Consider the following 18,959-nt stretch of genomic DNA (forward strand, 5'->3'; position numbering starts at 1 on the left):
TCTTTTTATAAAATCTTGTACAAAGACGTGGGGGAAGTATGTCTTTTATTCCACATAAACCGGAACAAATTAAAAAAATGCTTGATGCTATAGGAGCAAACTCTATAGATCAATTATTTGATGAGATACCAACTCAGTTAAGAGCAGCTAAACTTAAAATAAAAGATGGTATTAATGAAATTCAGTTAGCAAATCTTATGAGAAAAAGAGCTAACAAAAATCATCATAATATAAACTTTATTGGAGCTGGTGCATATAGTCACTATATTCCAGCTGCAATATGGGATATTGTAGCTCGTGGAGAGTTCTATACCGCATATACACCGTATCAAGCAGAGGCTTCTCAAGGTAGTCTGCAGGTGATTTATGAGTTCCAAACTATGATGGCAGAGCTAACAGGTATGGATACCTCTAATGCATCTATGTATGATGGTGCAACTGCTCTAGCTGAGTCAGTACTTATGGCAATTCGCTCAAATAAAAAAGCAAGGTCACAAAAGATCTTAATTGCTGAAGCTTTACATCCTACTTATTTAAATGTATTAGAAACTATTACAAAACATCAAGGTATTGAAGTTGATGTTGTAAATCTTGATTCTAAGCTGGGTAAGGCTAATATTGCTAAACTAGCTGATTTTGCTGATACTAACTATGCTGCTGTAGTGATACAAAGTCCTTTTTAGGTCAAGTTGCTGATGTTGATAGCCTTACAAACTGGGCTCATCAGCGTGATGCTCTAGTAGTGGTAGTAATAGAATCCTATGTCTTTAGTAATCTTAAAACCACCAGGAGAATGGGGTGATAATGGTACGGATATAGTCTGTGGTGAGGGTCAGCCTATGGGTGTACCTCTTACTTCAGGTGGCCCATATTTTGTTTTATGACTTGTAAAATGCCTCATATTCGCCAAATGCCAGGTCGTATTGTTGGTAGAACAGTCGATTTAGATGGTAAAGAGGGTTTTTGTTTAACTTTACAAGCGAGAGAACAGCATATTCGTCGTGCTAAAGCGACATCAAATATTTGTACTAACCAAGGATTAAATGTTACAGCAGCAACTATTTACATGAGCTTACTTGGTGTGGAAGGCTTAGAAAGAGTCGCAAGTGTTTCTCATGAAAATACGAAAACTTTGGCAAATAAACTAGCTAAAATAGATGGTGTAAATATAAGATTTGATAATACTTTCTTCAATGAAGTTGTAATTAATTTACCTGTTAATGCAAAAGTATTTGTTGTAGAAATGGAAAAAGAAGGTATTGATGCAGGTTACTTCTTAGGTGAATATAGTAGTGATTTGACTAACTCTATTATGGTTTGTGCTACAGAGATTCATACACCTGAAGATATCAATGAATATATTACTACAACGAAAAAAGTTCTAGCTAGGTTAGGAGGTGTTAATTAAATGGTTATTTTTGAAAAAACTAGAGGGGTCAACTCACCAACTATAATGCCTAGCAAAAAGGGAGATATTGCAAGTATTCCGACAAATATGCTACGCACTAAAAAACCTATACTTCCAGAGCAAGCAGAGTTAGATGTTGTAAGACATTATACACAACTATCACGTAAGAACTTCTGTATAGATACTAATTTTTATCCACTAGGCTCTTGTACTATGAAATATAACCCGCGTGCAGCTCATAAGTATGCTTCACTTACGGGTTTTTTAGAAAGACACCCTTATGCAAGCGCTAAAAGTATACAAGGTACTCTAGAGTGTTTATATGATTTACAAAACTTAATCAAAGAGTTAATTGGGATGACTTGTGTATCTCTTGCTCCTATGGCTGGAGCGCAAGGCGAGTTTGCTGGTATAGCTATGATCAAAGCGTATCATCACAAGCATGGTGATTTCGACCGCGATGAGATTATTGTGCCAGATGCTGCACATGGTACAAATCCAGCAACTGCAAAAGTTTGTGGTCTAAAGGTTATCGAGATTCCTACCAAGAAAGATGGTGATATTGATATCGAGGCTCTTGACAAAGTTCTTGGCCCAAAGACTGCTGGTATTATGCTGACTAACCCATCTACAGTAGGCGTGTTTGAGAGAAGTATTGTTGTCATTGCCAAGAAGGTTCATCAAGCTGGTGGTTTGTTATACTATGATGGTGCAAACTTAAATGCAATTATGGGTAAAGCATCTCCTGGTGATATGGGCTTTGATGTCTTACACATGAACTTGCATAAAACTTTTGCTACTCCTCATGGAGGTGGAGGTCCAGGTGCTGGTCCAGTTGCCGTTAATGACAAACTAAAAGAGTTTTTACCAGTACCAATGGTTGGTAAAAAAGATGACAAGTTTGTATGGTTAGAAGAAAAAGATCTACCAAATACTATCGGTAGACTATCAGCATTTAACGGTAATATTGGTGTACTAATCAGAGCATATATCTATGGTACTATGCTAGGTGGTAATGGTCTGATAGAAGCATCTGAGATAGCAACTCTAAATGCTAACTATATGATGGCTCGTTTTAAACAAGAGGGCTTTAAAATAGCATATCCTGATAGAATGGCATCACATGAGTTTATTGTGACTTTAAAACCTGAATTTCAGAAATATGGTGTTACAGCTACAGATTTTGCTAAGTGCTTGATAGATAAAGGAGTGCATGCTCCTACTATGTACTTCCCGCTATTAGTGCCAGAGTGCTTACTTATAGAGCCTACTGAAACTGAAAATGTTGATAGCATTGAAAAGTTTATTCAAGCAATGGTAGAAATCAGAGAGGTTGCCAAACAAAACCCTGAATATCTGAAAGGAGCTCCATATAATCTACCGTCTCGCCGTTTAGATGATGTCAAAGCAGCGAAAGAGCTAGATATTGTTTGGAAGCCTAAGTAGTTTTTAAATATTCTACAATAGTGCAATTTTACTTTATCAAATTTTAATAAGGTTAAACTAGCTATACTTCATTTACAATATTAAATAATCTATTTAGCATAGATATATGATACTCTGTCTATATTAGAGTGTTCTAAATTCACTATAGAAACTAAATGAGAATTATTAGTATTAAAAAGCTTAGTGTATTAATTCTTACTCTTATATCTATCAGACAGTTGTTTTGGGCTATGCTCATACAATACTAATGCTTGAGAATAACTGTAGTACAGATGTGTTATACACTATCACAGATGTCCAGCATAAGTCTTCATTTAACAAGTATTAAAGCCACATCAATATTACACAACTAAAGAGTTATCTAACGATATTTTTTTACTTAACATCACTCTATGATATTAGCTTTAGATAATAGCATGAATCATATGGTTCTGTTAAATATATATTATCTAATAACTTTTTCTACTTTGGAGAGAAGGGTACTAATATGGTATTATTCAAAGATGCTATTGAAAAGGTAGTAGCGAAGAAAACAGTGATTGTTTGTCTACCTAATCTTAGTATAACGGGAGAGTCTAAGTTCTAAAAATAAAGCTTATACTGTTTTATAAGTTTAGTAATATACATACATACCTTCACCACCTATATGGAAAATATCATTTTATTGCAGTATTCTAGTAGATAGTTCATTTTATATAAGCGTAAAAATACTATTTTTGCTTGCTTTATTAGGCTTATGAATTGAGTATTTTGTTCCAAATCAGCAGATGATTAGATAGGAGTTGCATCAACTACTAAATCATATAGCCCTTCAAAATATATACCTAGTATACCTAGCTCTTTTCTTTTTTGAGCTACTTTTATCAGCATTTCTACCAAGAATGGTTACGTTGATACCCCTAAGTCTTGGATTACTTTTAAAGTAACTCTAGAAAAACTCTACCATTGCCATAAATTACAGCTGTTTTGATATCTTGTTTTAGACTCTTTAATACATTTTGTTAGTACAGCGTGCAAACTGTAGCAATCGGTATTGTAGCCATGAGTTTATCATCTTTGTTTTATGTAGTATTTATAAAGGCTAAAATTTGTTGAGCAAGTGGCTTAACTAGTCTAAAAATGGTATTTAAAACCATTATGAGCTAGTGACGTGTGCCACCATTTACAAAATGAGTTCTCTAAAATATCATCAGTATTATAAGTTTTAGCTGAAATTTTTCCACTAAAAGTAAAGTAACAAAAATTTAGACCAAGTTTTTGTATCGCAATATTGTTGTTCTATGCATTTATTAATTATTCCCAGATGTTGAGAGTAATATACTTAGTTTTAGTATTTAAAGGGATTTTAAATAAACTTGACATTTTTTTACCTATTTGTTTTTTAAAAAAAACTATCTAACTGTGTATAATCATTAATGAATAAGATTTTAAACCTGGAAGTTCACCAGAGCTTACTATTTGGATAGTTTCGGTACCAGCTTTTTCGTGATTTGCGACAATATGCCAAATTTTATTAGCTGGTATTGGCATAAATGCATTGATATCATAACCGTCTATAGAAGTCGCATTATAGATGACAATAATATCTTGCCAGCTATCGCCATTAGCATTATTTTTGAAATGTGAAATAATCACACCAGATTTAGAATCATGATGAGCTGTAGTCATATTTAAGTTCTTTTCTATAGTTTCACGGTCTTTCATTCTAAAAGCAGGATGCTCTTTTCTGATCTTAATAAGCCCTGCAATATAATCAAAGAATACTTTGTAGTGAAGCTTATCTGACCAATGAAAAGCATTGATACTATCGCCACTTTTGTAACTGTTGTGATCGCCTTGCTTGGTTCTGAGAAACTCTGAACCGCCGTGAATAAAAGGTATACCTTGCGCTGTTAAAACAATTCCTAAAGCAAGAGCATTTTGTCTAACAAAACGATGTTCAAAAATATTTTCAGGAAGGTTTTTACGATAATATCCATTGGGAATATCATGACTTTGGCTTTTTTCAACCTGATCCCAAAGGGTGTAGTTATCATGAGCATCGACATAGTTGACAGACTCACCAGGCATTGCTGTTAAGCTATAAATTGAGCCACGTAATCCTTCAATTACATTACTAATATTGCTAGGATTATGAGGATCTCCATTGATAAAACCATTACTAGGATTGTTATTGCCGCGAATAGCATCACGGAAATAATCGTTAAATATTGAGAATTGCTGATTTCTTTGGGTGCCTCTATGCGTACCATTTACTAGTGGTGAGTCGCCGCCTTTCCATGGTTCGCCATAGATAATTACATTTGGATTGATTTGCTTAACTTTGGTAACAATATTTTTAATTGTATTAATATCAATAAGTTCCATTAAGTCAAAACGGATACCATCAATTTTGTAGTTTTTGACCCAGTGAATCACTGAGTCTTGGATAAACTTGCTAACCATAGGCTTTTCACTTGCTAATTCATTACCACATCCTGAACCATTGGTGAAATTGCCTAGTGCATCTGTTCTGAAATAATACTTAGGTACAATTTTATCTAAATTTGAAGTTTCTGTCATATGGTTATAAACCATATCTATTATTACACCAATACCTCTTTGGTGAAAACCTAATATCATATTTCTAGCCCCTCTAATTCGTTGTAGTGGATCATAAGGGTTTGTAGAATAGCTACCATCTAGAGCATTATAGTTTTGTGGATCATAGCCCCAGTTCCGATTATCTTTTTCATTATTTTTTTCTTCATCTACTGATGAAAAATCAAAAATCGGTAAAAGATGAATATGAGTGACTCCAAGCTCAACTAAGCTATCTATACCTGTTGACACTTTTTGTTTTGTGACAGAATCTATATAGTAAGTATTATCCTCAACTGCACCTAGATATTTTCCTCTTAATTCTTCGCTGATACCACTTTCTGGACTAATCGTGAAATCGCGCATGTGTACTTCATAGATGATAGCATCTTCTCTATTTATGCAGTTAGGGTTATGTAATTGTTGCCATTGTTCGGGAGCAACTTTAGCATCATTAAGATCTACTAAGAAACCTTTCCTGCCGTTTAGACCAACTCCATAAGCATATGGATCAACCACATACGTTGTTTTAATAAATTTTTGACCTTTGTTATCCAAATCTTCAAAATGCAATCTGTAGATGTAATATTTGTTTTCATAACTTTTACGACAAATTTCTATATGATGAGTACCATGACTTCTCTCAGCTATTAGTTCATGGACAAAATCTGGTTGCTTTTTATTATTGTCTAAATCTTCGTTATAGAGTAGAACTTCAACCTTAATTGCTGTAGGTGCCCAAATTCTTAGTGATATTAGTTCATCACTAAAGCTAACACCAATACTATAAGGATAGTAGAAATTATTTAAATACTCTCCCATTAATACTTTTGCTGCAGCAAAAGTATTATTCGCTCTTATTTCTACAAGGTCATATGGATTTATGTGTGGTAAACCAGTAAATATAAGCTGCTTAGAGTGATGTTTTACGATTAAGTCAACATTTTCAACTTTTTTTGAATTTACCCAAAGTTCGAAAGATGTACCAATTCTAGGGATATCTGATAGATAAGCAATAATTCGAGAGGCTTCATTCATCACAGCATGTACTATCCTTGGATTAGTTTTATTGATGACGTCTTCTAGAGACCTATAGATTACAGCATTATCACCGTGAATAATATAGTAATTTTGATGTTTTTTTGAAATCTTAAAACAACTAGTTTGTTCCGCCCAATCATTATGCCAGTTTATATCCCAAATTCTCTTTCTAGCAATGACATTTTTATTTTGACAAAGTCCATATAAACCAAAATCACTTCTATGTGAAAGTGAAACTGTATGAGCTGGTCTATTTTTATTGAAATTCCATAAATCCCAGTCGAAATTCTTACCTTTGTATTGTTGATCTTTTTTTATAAAATGTACAAGTGAACCTTTTCTTTTTTCTTTAACAATAGTAAATATCCTTTGAGCCTTAAGTTCGGGATTATTTTTAGCAAAGCATAAGACTTTAACTTCTGTTAAATTACTGACACAAGGATCTATTAAAAGTTTACTATTAGCTAAAGTTATTTTTGAATTTTCAGGGCCAACATGCCATTCAACATCAACAATGTTTTGATAGCCAGTAATTGATTTTGTTATAGCAATTAGCTCTAGGTTAAAACCTGGGACTACATAATTTTCAGAAGCTTTAATTTCGAGAGTACCTTTTGCTACTTGCCAATTAAAGCTAAGTGGTATCAAATCATGATCATTTATAGAAACCTTAAACTCTTCACCAGCTAGGCTTACTAAGATAAATGAATATTTGTTTGTTCCTGCGTTAAGAGTTGATATGTTAAAAACATCTTTGGTTAACCATAAACTACCATCATCATTATCAGTAGTCCAAGTAAGCTTATACTCTTCAAGTTTTTGCCAATTATTAAAATTAGCAATTACATAACCATGTAAAAAACCATATGCTTGGATGCGAAACCTAATACTATTAGTTTCAAAATCCAGGTAAACTTGATGAGTTGCATTAAGGTGAGTAAAATTACCAAATTTATCTTGTATCCATATATTTCGATTTGTTGCTTGCATAAACTATTAAATCTCTATTGTAAAAAAATAGTTATTTGATAAGTTTGATTACGAGTGTTGCCATAGGTGGAATTTTGATTGTCACTCTCTGCTCAAAACCATGTAATGATTGTGGTTCGGTGAAAATATCTGCAGCCATAACTTGCCCTGAGCCACCGAATTCAAGACTATCAGAGTTGAATACCTCTTTGTATAACCCCGCATCTGGAACTCCTAAATGATAGTCATAATATGTCACAGGAGTAAAATTACAAATAAAAATCAGTTTTTGTTTATCATCTTTATTACTTCTGATAAAAGATAGAATACTTTGCTGAGAATTATTGGCATCTATCCATCTGAAACCATGATATTCATAGTCACACTGCCATAGTGCAGCTTCACTACAATAAAAGTCATTTAACTTTTTGAAAAAGTGAAGAGTTTGTTTGTGAGTATCGTATTCATTGATTACCTGCCATTGAAGTTGCTCATATTCACGCCATTCAATAAATTGACCAAACTCACTACCCATGAAGATAAGCTTTTTACCTGGATGTCCAATCATGTATGACATATATAAGCGTAGTCCAGCATATTTATTCCACAAATCTCCCCACATTTTATTGATCAAAGATTTCTTGCCATGAACTACCTCATCATGCGAGATCGAGAGAATAAACTTTTCTGAATAATGATATACCATAGAAAAAGTTATCAAGTTATGATGATGCTTGCGATAAACAGGATCTAGCGAAATATATCTTAACGTATCATTCATCCAACCCATATTCCATTTAAAGTTAAATCCTAAACCACCCTGCTCAGCAGGAGTTGTGATATCTGGCCAAGATGAAGATTCTTCAGCAATGGTAATAACACCTTTACAGGTGTATTTTAGAACACTATTTAGCTCCTTAAGGAAAACTATACCTTCAAGATTTTCATGACCACCATAAATATTAGGTATCCACTGACCATCTTCTCTATCATAATTAAGATAAAGAATATTTGACACTGAATCAACACGCAATCCGTCTATATGAAACTCATTAATCCAGTACATCGCATTTGAAATCAAAAAGCATTTTACTTCATTTTTGCCTAAGTCGAAATTATGCGTTTCCCAACCTTTGTTAATTGCTTTTGTTGGCTCTTGATATTCATAGCACGGACTACCATCGAAGTATATTAATCCATGTTGATCTTTACAGAAATGTCCTGGTACCCAATCTAAAATTACGCCTATGTCATCATTGTGTAGCTTATCTATTAGACGTTTTAAGCCAATTATATCGCCATGACGACTATTCACAGAATAAAATCCAGTTGGCTGATAGCCCCATGAAGCATCTAATGGGTGTTCGTGTAACGGCATAAATTCAACATGAGTATAGCCCATGTCTTTGATGTATTGAGGTAGAGTTTCACTTAGATCATCGTATGTCATGAATTTACCATCTTTAGTTTTCCATGAAGCTAAATGTAGCTCGTAAACATTCATAGGATTATCATAGTAGTAAGTTTTAGAACGTTTTTCTAGCCATTTGTCATCACTCCAATTATATTCTGTTTCTGTAGTGATTATAGAAGCTGTATTTGGTCTTAATTCAGAGAAAAAAGCATAAGGATCACTTTTATAGACATAATAATTAGTATCTTTGTTAGTTACTACAAACTTATATTTATCACCATTTTTTGCATTTGCGATAAAAACACTCCACAATCCTACTTCACTAATACCACTCATGTAGTTGCTACCTTGAATTTCCCAGTTACTGAAATCACCAATAACACAGATACTTTTAGCATTAGGAGCCCAGGTGGTAAATCTTATACCATCAACACCATTTTCATGAGTTTTATGAGCTCCCATAAAATTATAAGCATATATATGTTTGCCTTCGTGGAAGTAATACTTATCTTGATCGCCTATAGCAACATTATGGCTTTGTTTTGAATTTTCATTTTTCATAAAAGCTCCTAAAATTTTTAGACTATATAAAGTTCTTTTAAATACTTTATTAATTACAATCTTAATAGTTTATGTTAGCTTAGTAAACTATAAAAATAATTTTACAAATAATACAATTATTGGTTATTATAAATTCAAGGAGATAGTGATAAGATGAGTGATATATGTTTTTAATTAATAATGCTACCTAACATTGACTAGAGCTCACTATTTAGGTGTATATTTAACCGATAAATACTAGGGTAAAAAATGGCGATTCAAACTATATCAACCAAACCTTTTGCTAATCAAAAACCAGGTACATCTGGACTACGAAATAAAGTTATAGCTTTTCAACAGCCAGCATATCTTGAGAATTTTGTTCAATCAATATTTAATTCACTGACTGATACCACAGGTAAAACTCTAGTAGTCGGTGGTGATGGTCGCTATTACAATGATATTGCAATACAAACTATTGTTAGAATAGCAGCTGCAAATGGTTTTGCTAAAATAATAGTTGGTCAAAATGGGATATTATCTACTCCAGCTGCTAGTTGTATACTTAGAAAGTACAATGCTGTTGGTGGTATTATATTATCTGCAAGCCATAATCCAGGTGGCTATGATGGTGACTTTGGTATCAAGTATAATGTTGCAAATGGTGGTCCAGCACCAGAAAAGATTACAGAAAAAATCTATCAAGAGACACAAAAAATTACTGAGTATTTGATTAGTGATGCTAAATATGATTGTTTTGATTTGACTAAGATAGGTACTTATAAGATAGAGGATGCAACGGTTGAAGTTATTGATTCAATAAGTGATTATGCTGAATTGATGCAACAGATTTTTGATTTTGATAAAATTCGTGAATTATTTGCACAAGGATTTAAAGTACGCTTTGATGCTATGAACGCTGTATCAGGCCCTTATTCAAAATATATTTTTGAGAATCTTTTAAATGCTCCTACTGGGACAGTGGTAAATGCGGAGCCTTTAGAGGATTTCGGTGGACATCATCCTGATCCTAATCCAGTAAATGCTGCTGATTTAGTCAAACGTATGCGTAGTGGAGAATTTGATTTTGGCGCAGCGTCTGATGGTGATGCTGATAGGAATATGATTGTTGGTAAAGAAATTGATGTATCGCCATCAGATAGTCTTGCCATTATGGCAGCAAATGCGCATCTTATTCCAGCCTATAGTGATGGTATCAAAGGTGTAGCTAGGTCGATGCCAACCTCAACAGCTGTTGATAGAGTGGCACAATCATTACAAATACCTTGTTACGAAACTCCTACTGGCTGGAAGTTCTTTGGTAATTTACTTGATGCCGAAAAAATCACTTTATGTGGAGAGGAAAGTTATGGCACAGGTTCTGATCATGTTCGTGAGAAAGATGGCGTTTGGGCAGTACTTTTCTGGTTAAACTTAGCTGCTGCAACTAACAAAAGTATTGACCAGCTTGTAGTTGAACATTGGCAAAAGTTTGGACGTAATTTTTATTCAAGACATGACTATGAATCTATAGATAGTGAAATTGCTAATAAGATCATGGTTTCATTAAGACAAAACTTACCAAATTTAGTAGCGAATCAGTTTAATGGTGAGTCTATAGAAATTGCTGATGATTTTAGCTATACCGATCCTATAGATGGCTCAGTATCAAATCATCAGGGAATAAGAATTATTTTTGCCAATGGCTCGCGTATTGTATTTAGGTTATCTGGTACAGGGACTCAAGGTGCTACTTTACGCGTTTATCTAGAAAAGTATCAAGCAGATAGTAGTAAATTTACTGTACCAACACAGAAAGCTTTAGCAGATTTAATTGATATTACTGAACAGCTAACCAAGATTAAGTCTCTAACAGGTATGAAAGAACCGACTATAGTTACTTAACTAAAAATTTTTTTAACACAAAGGAGCTTTATGATATGGATAATCATAATTCATCACCACAGTTGTACAAAAAAACTATGGCATTGGTTTTAGCTGGGGGGCGTGGATCGCGTTTGTACAACTTAACTGATACTAGAGCAAAACCAGCAGTATACTTCGGAGGTAAATTCAGGATTATTGATTTTGTTTTATCTAACTGTTTGAATTCTGGTATTCGTAGGATAGGGGTAGTAACTCAGTATAAATCACATTCACTATTACGCCATTTACAGCGTGGCTGGGGCTCTTTACTTGGCGATCTAAATGAATTTATAGATCTTTTACCAGCACAGCAAAGGGTTGATGAAGAGCATTGGTATAGAGGTACAGCGGATGCTGTTTACCAGAATATCGATATTTTACGCTCATATGGTCCTGAGTATGTGATAATTCTTGCTGGTGATCATATATACAAGATGGATTATTCAGTTATGCTTAGAGATCATGTTAAAAGTGGTTATAAGTGTACTGTAGGATGTGTTGAAATTAATAAAGAAGAAGCTTTTGCATTTGGTATAATAGGTGTTGATAAAGAGCGTAGAATAACTGGTTTTATAGAAAAACCAAAAAAAGATGCGCCTACTATGCCAGGAGACCCTAACAGATGTCTAGCAAGTATGGGTATCTATATATTTAACTCAGACTACTTATATAGCTTGCTTGAGGAAAATATTGCTAATAAGGCATCAAGTCATGATTTTGGTAAAGATATAATCCCAAGGATAGTTAAGGAGAACCAAGCTTTGGCTCATCCATTTAGTATGTCTTGTGTGCCAAGAGGTGACGGTGTTGAGCCATACTGGAGAGATGTTGGTACTATTGATGCTTTCTGGGAAGCTAACCTTGATTTGGCAACAAATATGCCTGAGCTAAGTATCTATGATAAAGATTGGCCAGTTTGGACAGCACAAGAACAGCTACCACCAGCTAAATTTGTTCCCGATAGAAAAGGTAAGCATGGTGTTATTACCAATACTTTAGCTGCTAGTGGCTGTATTGTTTTAGGTTCAGAGATATCAAAATCGCTTATGTTTTCAAACGTTAGAATCTCGTCTAACTGTGTTATAGATCAGTGTGTGATTATGCCTGATGTTGTTGTTGGTGAGAATTGTTGCTTGAAAAAAGTCATAGTAGATAGGGGTTGTGGTATTCCTGATGGTATGATTATCGGTGAGAATCCTAAAGAGGATGCTAAAAATTTCTTTAGAACTGACAAAGGGGTGGTATTAGTTACTAAACAAATGATTGATAATTTAAAAAAATAAATTAGGGTAATAAGAGACTATGCGAGTTTTACATGTATGTAGTGAACTATATCCACTACTAAAAACAGGCGGATTAGCAGATGTCACAGCAGCTTTACCTCCAGCATTATCTAAGTTTGGTGTTGATAGTAGAGTTTTAGTTCCTGGGTTTCCAGAATTTATTAATGCTGTTGAGAATAAAGAGCTTTTGCTTGAGCTTCCAGGACGATTTGGTAGTGATGAAATAGCAGTTTTTTTAGCTAGGATTCCTGACTCAAAGCTTAATATATATGTAATTGATGCTCCTAGTCTATATAATCGCCCTGGTAATCCTTATGCAGATAATAAAAATCAAGCTTATTCAGATAACTACTTAAGGTTTGCTTCGTTAGCTTGGATTGCAGTAAGACTTTCTGAGGGGTTAGATTCTCATTGGAGACCAAATATAGTGCATAGTCATGACTGGCACGCTGGGCTAGTACCTGCATACATAAAGGCAAGTGAAATTGCTACGGGGATTAAAACTGTCAAGACTGTCTTTACAATACATAATCTCGCGTATCAAGGACTTTTTCCACTAAGTGTTTTCTCAGAGCTAGATTTGCCAGATCATTTCTTAAGCATAAATGGTTTAGAGTTTTATGGTCAAGTATCTTTTATGAAGGCAGGATTATACTTTGCTGATAAGATTACTACAGTTAGTCCAACATATGCTAAGGAAATACAGACTTATCAACATGGATGTGGTCTTGAGGGTTTGCTGGCAGATCGTCACAATGACTTATATGGCATTTTAAATGGGGTAGATCCACAAATATGGAATCCTAAAAAAGATTCTTTGATTGTTGCTAATTACTCGATTACTACAGTGGCTGCAGGTAAAGCAAAGTGTAAAACAGCTCTGCAAGAAATGACAGGTCTAGCAAAAAAAGAAGATGCTCTTTTGTTTGGTATAGTAACTCGTCTAACTGAGCAGAAAGGCTTAAATCTGTTAATTGAAGCTTTAGCAGAGATAATAAATAGAGGCGGACAGGTAGTATTGCTAGGTAGTGGTGATAAATATATTGAGGATATTTTTGTAGCTGCTGCTAAAAAACACCCTAAGTCAATTGCTGTACAGATAGGTTATGATGAAGAGCAAGCTCATCGTATAGTTGCTGGTTCAGATGTGATACTGGTACCATCACGCTTTGAACCATGTGGTTTAACACAATTATATGGTTTAACTTATGGTACTTTACCATTAGTCCATAAAGTTGGTGGATTAGTTGATACTGTTACAGATTCTTCTTTGGAGAATTTAGCTGAAGGTACTGCTACTGGATTTGTCTTTGATGAATTTAGTGTTGAGAGTTTGTTATTAGCAATTCGTAGGGCATTTGCTTTATATAATCGTAAGACAGATTGGAAGAAAGTTAGAAAAACAGCTCTGCAACAGAAAGTAACTTGGGACTCATCAGCTGAAAAAATATATCAAATATATAAAAATTTAGTCCGAAAAAATAGTTAAATAATATTGTTATATCATTGTATAGAAAATATTTTAATGACATTATATTCTTTATTGAAATCAATATTTTAAACTCAAATCAATTTCTTATTAAAGGTTTTGTATAATGAATGAAATAAATCAAATTAAATTATATCTTGAAAAAATATTAAATTGTGATGTAAGTGCAGCAAATGATCAAGATTTGTATTATGCATTACTAATTTATGCTAAAGATCAGATTGTAAAACTTCCAGAGCAAGACTATAAAAAGAAAATTTATTATATTTCTAGTGAATTCCTAATAGGTAAAATGCTAATTAGCAATCTGATAAATCTAGGCGTGTATAATGAGGTCTGCCAAATACTAAAAGAAAGTGGCAGAGATATTGTACAGATTGAGAAGTTTGAGCCAGAGCCATCACTTGGTAATGGTGGTCTAGGTAGATTAGCCGCATGTTTCTTAGATTCTATAGCATCACTAGGTATTCCTGGTACAGGTATTAGCTTGAATTATAATTATGGTTTGTTTAAACAAAAGTTTAAAAACCATTATCAAAATGAAAAACCAAATCCATGGATTGAGAAATTAGGCTGGTTAAATAAAAAAGACACTAGATATAAAGTTGATTTTAATGACTTTAGTGTTGAATCACAGTTATATGAGATTGATGTTGTTGGCTATCAAAATAATTTTGTCAATAAGCTATGTTTATTTGATATTACTAGTGTTGATACAAGTATCATTGAAGATAATATTACTTTTGATAAAACAGCTATTGAGAAAAACTTAACATTGTTCTTATATCCAGATGATAGTGATGAGGCTGGTCATCTTTTAAGGATTTTTCAGCAGTATTTTATGGTTAGTAATGCGGTGAGTTTGATTTTATCTGATATAACTAACAAAAGCTATTCATTAGCAAACTTACCAGAGCATGCAGTTGTTCAGATTAATGATACGCATCCTACTTTAGTTATTCCTGAGCTAATTCGTAAATTAGTGGCTAGTGGTATCGATATCGACAAAGCTATAGATCTTGTAAGTAAAACAGCAGCTTATACTAATCATACAATTTTAGCAGAGGCTTTAGAGAAGTGGCCTTTGAGATATTTAGAGAAAGTTTTATCTAAAGAAATTATAGATATCATTAAGTATTTAGACAAAAAAGTAAAACAACAATATAAACAGCCAGAGTTAGCTATCATAGATGCTAATGACTATGTGCATATGGCGCATATTTGTATTCATTATAGCTTTAGTGTTAATGGCGTTGCAGCATTGCATACAGATATTCTTAAAAAAGCTGAGTTAAAACATTTTAATGAGATATATCCAAATAAGTTTAATAACAAAACTAATGGTATTACTTTCAGACGCTGGTTATTACAAGCTAACCCAGAGTTAACTGCTTATTTAAAAAGCTTGATTGGTGATAGCTTTGTACAAGATTCTAAACAACTTGAGAAACTATTAGCATATCATAATGATAAAAATGTCTTAGCTAAACTTGATGAAATTAAGAAAACTAAAAAAGCGCAGTTTATTGAGTTTGCTAGCTATTATTCTGGGGTTGACCTTTTAGAAAATGGTATATTTGATGTGCAAATAAAGCGTATTCATGAATATAAACGCCAACAAATGAATGCTTTGTATATCATTCATAAATACCTTGAGATTAAGTCAGGACTATATCCAAAACCTAAGCGACCAATCAATTTTATCTTTGGTGGAAAAGCAGCGCCTGCGTATATAATAGCAAAAGATGTTATTCATCTTATTTTATGTTTACAAGAGCTTATAAATAACGATGCTGATCATTATATACGAGTTTTATTTGTAGAAAATTATAATGTTAGTATTGCTGAAAAATTAATTCCTGCAGCTGATATATCTGAGCAAATCTCATTAGCATCAAAAGAGGCTAGTGGTACTGGTAATATGAAATTTATGCTAAATGGTGCTATTACACTTGGTACTATGGATGGTGCTAATGTTGAGATTGCTGATTTAGTAGGAAGTACAAATATTTATACTTTTGGTAAAGATAGTAACACTATTATTGATTTATATAAAACTAGTGGTTATAAAGCTATTGAGTATTATAATAATCCAGTTATTAAAAATGCTGTAGATTTTATAACTTCACCAACAATGTTGACTATTGGTGATAAAGATAAATTAACCAGACTATTTAACGAGCTTATAAATAAAGATTGGTTTATGACTTTAATTGACTTGATTGATTATATTAAGATCAAAGACAAAATGCTTAGAGATTATGAAAATCGCGAAGATTGGTTAAGAATGAGTTTAGTAAATACTGCTAAGTCAGGCTTCTTTAGCTCTGATAGAACTATTGGACAGTATAATAAGTATATCTGGAAAATCTAAGGTTACTTGAATTCAAATAAGAGAAAATCTATGAAAAAAGCTGGATTATTGTTAGCTATTGCAAGTTTACCTAGTCAGTTTGGTATAGGCGACTTAGGTGAGAGTGCTTATGAGTTTGTTGATATTATCAAACAAATAGGTACTAAGATTTGGCAAGTATTACCACTTACCCCATTAGGTTTTGGTAATTCGCCATATCAGTCTAGTTCTTCTTTTGCAGGTGATGAAATATATATTGCTGTTGATAAGCTAGTAGAGATTAGCTTATTGGATAGTAAAGATCTTAATCATTTTAATGTAGATGCAGGTATTATCGAGTATGATGCTGTCAGAGTTCACAAAAACCAGTATCTAAAAAAAGCTTTTGGAAATTTTAATAAATCACAAAACTCAGAGCTTAAATCAGCATATCAAAAGTTTATAACTGAAAATGACTGGGTTAAGAATTATGCTATCTTTAAAGCTTTTAGAAAGGCTAATGATAACCAAGCTTGGAATTTTTGGCCTCAAGATTATAAAAGTTGGATTAAAGAAAGGACTATAGGATTTGAGCAGTTTCAAGAAGAAATAGATTACCAAATATTTTTACAATTTATCTTCTATAAGCAGTGGTTTGAGCTAAAAGATTATGCTAATAAAAATAATATTGAAATTATGGGTGACTTACCTATCTATCTAGGTTTTGACTCTGCTGATGTATGGGAACATCAGGAAATGTTTTTATTAGATGAAAATCAAAATCCAACTTTTGTGGCTGGTGTTCCTCCTGATTTTTTCTCAGAAACTGGTCAATTATGGGGAAATCCTTTATATAATTGGGATAGGTTACAGGAAACAAATTTTGACTTTTGGATTGAACGTTTAGAAGGTAACTTTAAACTATTTGATATTATTAGAATTGATCATTTTAGAGCATTTGATACATATTGGCAGATTCCTGCAAGCGCCAAAACTGCGGTGACTGGCAAGTGGGTTGAAGCGCCTGGATATGATTTTTTTGATACAGTATATAAGCGTATTCCTAATGCTAATATTATTGCTGAAGATTTGGGAGATTTGCGTCAAGAAGTATTTGAATTGCGTGATCACTATAATCTAAAGGGCATGAAAGTCTTCGCATTTCATTTTGATCTTAAAACAGCTAGATTTATTGATGGTAATAATATTATTGCTTACTCAGGTACTCATGATAATAACACCTTAAAAGGTTGGTATTTCGATGAGCTAAATAGATATCAAAGAAAACTACTAAAGAGAAATTTTAAGGCAAATAATAACAATATTTTTAGGAAAATAGTTAAATATTTACTTAGCTGTACAGCTGAGTATGTAATCTTGCCGCTACAAGATATTTTAGAGTTAGGTAGTGAGGCTAGACTAAATACTCCTGGTACAGTTGGTTCGCCTAATTGGCAATGGAAATTGGTTGATTTTTCATCACTAACAATTAAAGCAGCCTGGTTATCACAGCAGTTAGCTAATTCTAAGCGCTGCTAATATTTTGATACTTTTATAAGATACTTATTGATAGCTAAATGTGATAAAATCTTTTACAAAATTATAATTATGTGAAGATTTTAATTAGTATGCTTACATTTCAAGAAATTATTTTAAAGTTACATCATTATTGGGCGTCAAAAGGTTGTGCAATTATTCAACCATTAGATATGGAAGTGGGTGCTGGAACATTTCATCCGGCAACTACGCTAAGAGCAATAGGTCCAGAGCCTTGGACAGCTGCGTATGTACAGCCATCAAGAAGACCTGCAGATGGTCGCTATGGTGAGAATCCAAATCGTACGCAACACTACTACCAATATCAAGTTGTGATGAAACCATCACCAGATGATATTCAAGAGTTATACCTTGGTTCGCTTAGAGAGCTTGGTATCGATCCATTAGAGAACGATATTCGTTTCGTGGAAGATAACTGGGAATCACCAACATTAGGTGCTTGGGGTCTTGGTTGGGAGGTATGGTCAAATGGTATGGAGATTACACAGTTTACATATTTCCAGCAAGTTGGCGGTCTTGAATGTAAGCCGGTGATGGGTGAAATTACTTACGGTCTTGAGCGACTAGCAATGTATATCCAAAGTGTTGATAGTATGTATGATATCTTATGGGCAAATACGCAGAATGGTCCTCTGTATTATCGAGATGTGTTTTTGCAAAATGAAGTTGAGATGTCAACTTATAACTTTGAAGAGGCAAATGTTGATGAGCTATTTAAGCAATTTGATTTATTAGAGAAAGAAGGTTATCGATTAGTTGAGAAAAATCTGCCTATACCTGCTTATGAGTTTGTGTTAAAAGCATCACATACATTTAACTTATTAGATGCTCGCCATGCAATATCTGTTACAGAAAGACAAGGCTATATTCTAAGAGTTAGGAAGTTATCTCTAGAAGTTGCTAAAGAATACTACAGTGCTAGAGAAAAACTAGGTTTCCCTGCTTTTAAAAAATAATTTTCAAGATTTTGTAAC

The 18,959-nt window shown here is 33.4% G+C and carries 9 protein-coding genes and 2 pseudogenes; 8 read left to right on the top strand and 3 right to left on the bottom strand.

From position 1 onward, the window contains the following. Positions 1–77 precede the first annotated feature (77 nt). Both gcvPA and gcvPB read left to right on the top strand, forming a co-directional pair. Positions 78–1,408: pseudogene (gene gcvPA / locus FSC845_RS04335) on the top strand (aminomethyl-transferring glycine dehydrogenase subunit GcvPA). Further along, complete coding sequence (gcvPB, locus tag FSC845_RS04340; RefSeq protein ID WP_064460876.1) at positions 1,409–2,854, top strand: aminomethyl-transferring glycine dehydrogenase subunit GcvPB; 1,446 nt, start codon at positions 1,409–1,411, stop codon at positions 2,852–2,854. Positions 2,855–3,436: 582 nt separating this feature from the next. Here the strand turns inward: gcvPB and FSC845_RS10060 are convergent. The 3 genes and pseudogenes from FSC845_RS10060 to glgB all read right to left on the bottom strand — a co-directional run bounded on the left by FSC845_RS10060 (position 3,437) and on the right by glgB (position 9,419). Continuing rightward, a pseudogene (locus FSC845_RS10060) lies at positions 3,437–4,216 on the bottom strand (shikimate dehydrogenase family protein). Between the two features lie 33 nt (positions 4,217–4,249). Beyond that, the gene (gene pulA / locus FSC845_RS04350; RefSeq protein WP_064460877.1) at positions 4,250–7,465 is read right to left on the bottom strand and encodes a type I pullulanase; all 3,216 of its coding nucleotides are present in this window, start codon (positions 7,463–7,465) and stop codon (positions 4,250–4,252) included. Positions 7,466–7,496: 31 nt separating this feature from the next. After that, entirely contained in the window at positions 7,497–9,419 is a 1,923-nt protein-coding gene (gene glgB, locus FSC845_RS04355; RefSeq protein ID WP_064460878.1) for a 1,4-alpha-glucan branching protein GlgB, read from the bottom strand. Between the two features lie 249 nt (positions 9,420–9,668). Between glgB and FSC845_RS04360 the strand changes: the two genes are divergently transcribed. The 6 genes from FSC845_RS04360 (at position 9,669) to glyQ (ending at position 18,941) form a co-directional block, all read left to right on the top strand. Then, complete coding sequence (locus tag FSC845_RS04360) at positions 9,669–11,303, top strand: alpha-D-glucose phosphate-specific phosphoglucomutase (protein ID WP_064460879.1); 1,635 nt, start codon at positions 9,669–9,671, stop codon at positions 11,301–11,303. Positions 11,304–11,338: 35 nt separating this feature from the next. Continuing rightward, entirely contained in the window at positions 11,339–12,607 is a 1,269-nt protein-coding gene (gene glgC, locus FSC845_RS04365; protein ID WP_064460880.1) for a glucose-1-phosphate adenylyltransferase, read from the top strand. A 19-nt stretch (positions 12,608–12,626) separates the two neighbouring features. Beyond that, a complete protein-coding gene (glgA, locus tag FSC845_RS04370) occupies positions 12,627–14,096 on the top strand; it encodes a glycogen synthase GlgA (protein WP_064460881.1) in 1,470 nt (489 codons plus the stop codon). 106 nt (positions 14,097–14,202) lie between these two features. Then, entirely contained in the window at positions 14,203–16,470 is a 2,268-nt protein-coding gene (gene glgP, locus FSC845_RS04375) for a glycogen/starch/alpha-glucan family phosphorylase (protein WP_064460882.1), read from the top strand. Between the two features lie 30 nt (positions 16,471–16,500). Then, positions 16,501–17,967, top strand: a complete 1,467-nt coding sequence (malQ, locus tag FSC845_RS04380; protein ID WP_064460883.1) for a 4-alpha-glucanotransferase — start codon at positions 16,501–16,503, stop codon at positions 17,965–17,967. 89 nt (positions 17,968–18,056) lie between these two features. After that, positions 18,057–18,941: a glycine--tRNA ligase subunit alpha gene (gene glyQ, locus FSC845_RS04385; RefSeq protein WP_064461730.1), complete on the top strand. Its 885-nt coding sequence runs from the start codon at positions 18,057–18,059 to the stop codon at positions 18,939–18,941. The last annotated feature ends 18 nt before the right edge of the window (positions 18,942–18,959 follow it).

Source organism: Francisella persica ATCC VR-331 (assembly GCF_001653955.1).
GTDB classification, from domain to species: domain Bacteria; phylum Pseudomonadota; class Gammaproteobacteria; order Francisellales; family Francisellaceae; genus Francisella; species Francisella persica.